Source organism: Acinetobacter sp. 809848 (assembly GCF_000581275.1).
GTDB classification, from domain to species: domain Bacteria; phylum Pseudomonadota; class Gammaproteobacteria; order Pseudomonadales; family Moraxellaceae; genus Acinetobacter; species Acinetobacter pittii.
Genome location: NZ_JEXG01000105.1, coordinates 1 through 2,047, shown reverse-complemented (window position 1 = coordinate 2,047; position 2,047 = coordinate 1). Strand labels below are relative to the sequence as shown.

The window sequence follows — 2,047 nt, the reverse complement described above, 5'->3', positions numbered from 1 at the left end:
TTAAATACCGTCACAAAAGGACTGCTACTTACACCGTCACCGCCTAAACCTGCAAGTTGGAAAGGAAGTAAAGCGCTAATAACAATGATGGTACCCACAAAGAAAATAAGGAGGCGCCAGATCGCGGCATTAATCGCTTTTGGTACATTTTGAGCTGGATCTTTTGTTTCGCCAGCTGCTACACCAATTAATTCGGTTCCTGAGAATGCAAAGTTAACAATTAACATGGTCGTAAAAATAGGAATTAAACCATGAGGGAACCAGCCTTGAGCCGTAAGATTGCTAAATAGTGGAGCAGTTTGGGCACCATGGAATGGAATTAAACCAAAAATTGCTAATAGGCCGAGCACAATAAAAACAATGACAGTAACGACTTTAACAAGAGCCAGCCAAAACTCAGATTCAGCAAAAATACGCGTTGAACTAATATTTAAGCCAAAGATAGTAACTGCAAAAATAATTGTCCAAATCCACATAGAAATCTGTGGAAACCATTCTTGCATGAGTAGGGCTGCGGCAGTGAATTCGGTTCCAAGCGTTGCAGTCCAGGTGAGCCAGTACATCCAAGAAATCATATAGCCAGTACTTGGACTGATATATTTTTTGGCATAGGCACCAAAAGAACCTGAAACAGGCATGTGTACAGCGAGTTCTCCTAGGCAGAGCATGACCATGTAAGCGATCGCGCCACCAAGAATATAGGCAATAATTGCGCCAATAGCTCCAGTTTGTGAAATGACTTCCCCTGAACCTAAAAATAGACCAGTTCCGATCGCTCCGCCCAGTGATAACATCACAAGATGGCGAGTGCTCATGGCTCTTTTTAAAGGTGCAGTACTGTTCTGATGCTGATGAGCATCTAGTTGATTGTCAGATGGCTGCATATTACACATTGAGAGAATTAAGAAAGACGCTATTTTAGATAAAATAGACAAATGTGCAATCTAGAAAGAGATAAAGAATAAACAGTAAGGTGACGATAGAGTCTTTTTATAATTTTTAAAGCAGAATATGGCGTCCCTACGGGGATTCGAACCCCGGTTACCGCCGTGAAAGGGCGATGTCCTAGGCCTCTAGACGATAGGGACTTGATGAGGCAAACACAAAGGAGCGTGGTGGAGTCAAGCGGGATCGAACCGCTGACCTCTACAATGCCATTGTAGCGCTCTACCAACTGAGCTATGACCCCAGTTTGTGTGAGCGCAATCTTAGGGTGAATGCGCTCACACGTCAACAAAAAAATGAATTAAACTTCGCTAGTTGCGTCATTTTTCGGCAATTTTAAGCTCTCATTGAGTTTTTCCCAATTTTTAACTTCTTTCTTGCTCGGTCCGCCCACAATTTCTAAGGCATGACGTAAACGAGCGAAAGTTAAATCAGGCCCAAGCGTAACCATTGATTGCATCACTGGTGTTGAACTCGTTGAACCGGCAATTGCGATAAAGAACGCTGGCATGAAATCACGTAGTTTAATGCCCATCTGATTCGCAAGATCCATTAGGGTTTGGCTAACGGTGTCATTATTCCAAGTAAACTGACCTTCAAGACGCCAAATTGCAAATTGTAAACTTTGACGAACTTGCTCTTGAGTCAATTTTTTACTTTCAAACATTTCAGCAGTAATTTGTGGCATATGGTTAAAATAGAAACCAGCCCAATTCACAGCTTCTGAAAGTAAATTAATACGTGGTTGAATAGCGGCAGCAATGTCTTCCAAAGTGTTGCGATCACTCTTCCATGTTAATAAACGGTCTAATAGTTGACTTGGAGTTAACCCTTTGATCCACTGACCGTTAAGCCAGTTCAATTTTTCAACGTCAAAAATTGGTCCACCTAGTGATACACGCTGAATATCAAAGTTATCCATCATATCTTGTAATGTGAAAACTTCTCTTTCATCCGGCATTGACCAACCCATGCGGCCTAAATAGTTGAGTAAGGCTTCTGGTAATACACCGATATCGCGGTAGTAGTTAATTGATGTCGGGTTTTTGCGTTTAGATAGTTTTGATTTATCTGGGTTACGCAACAATGGCATGTGGCAAAG

Annotated in this window: 2 protein-coding genes and 2 tRNA genes; all 4 read right to left on the bottom strand. The window is 41.8% G+C overall.

What is annotated here, in order from left to right; all coding sequences use genetic code 11:
- Positions 1 to 884, bottom strand: an 884-nt coding sequence (locus tag J536_RS23870) for an amino acid permease (protein WP_032064216.1), incomplete at its 3' end; no start/stop codon positions are given.
- A 128-nt stretch (positions 885 to 1,012) separates the two neighbouring features.
- Positions 1,013 to 1,088: transfer RNA gene (locus tag J536_RS23865), tRNA-Glu, on the bottom strand.
- Positions 1,089 to 1,113: 25 nt separating this feature from the next.
- Positions 1,114 to 1,189: transfer RNA gene (locus J536_RS23860), tRNA-Ala, on the bottom strand.
- Positions 1,190 to 1,246: 57 nt separating this feature from the next.
- Positions 1,247 to 2,047: glutamate--tRNA ligase (locus J536_RS23855; RefSeq protein ID WP_032064192.1), on the bottom strand; the 801-nt coding region annotated here is incomplete at its 5' end.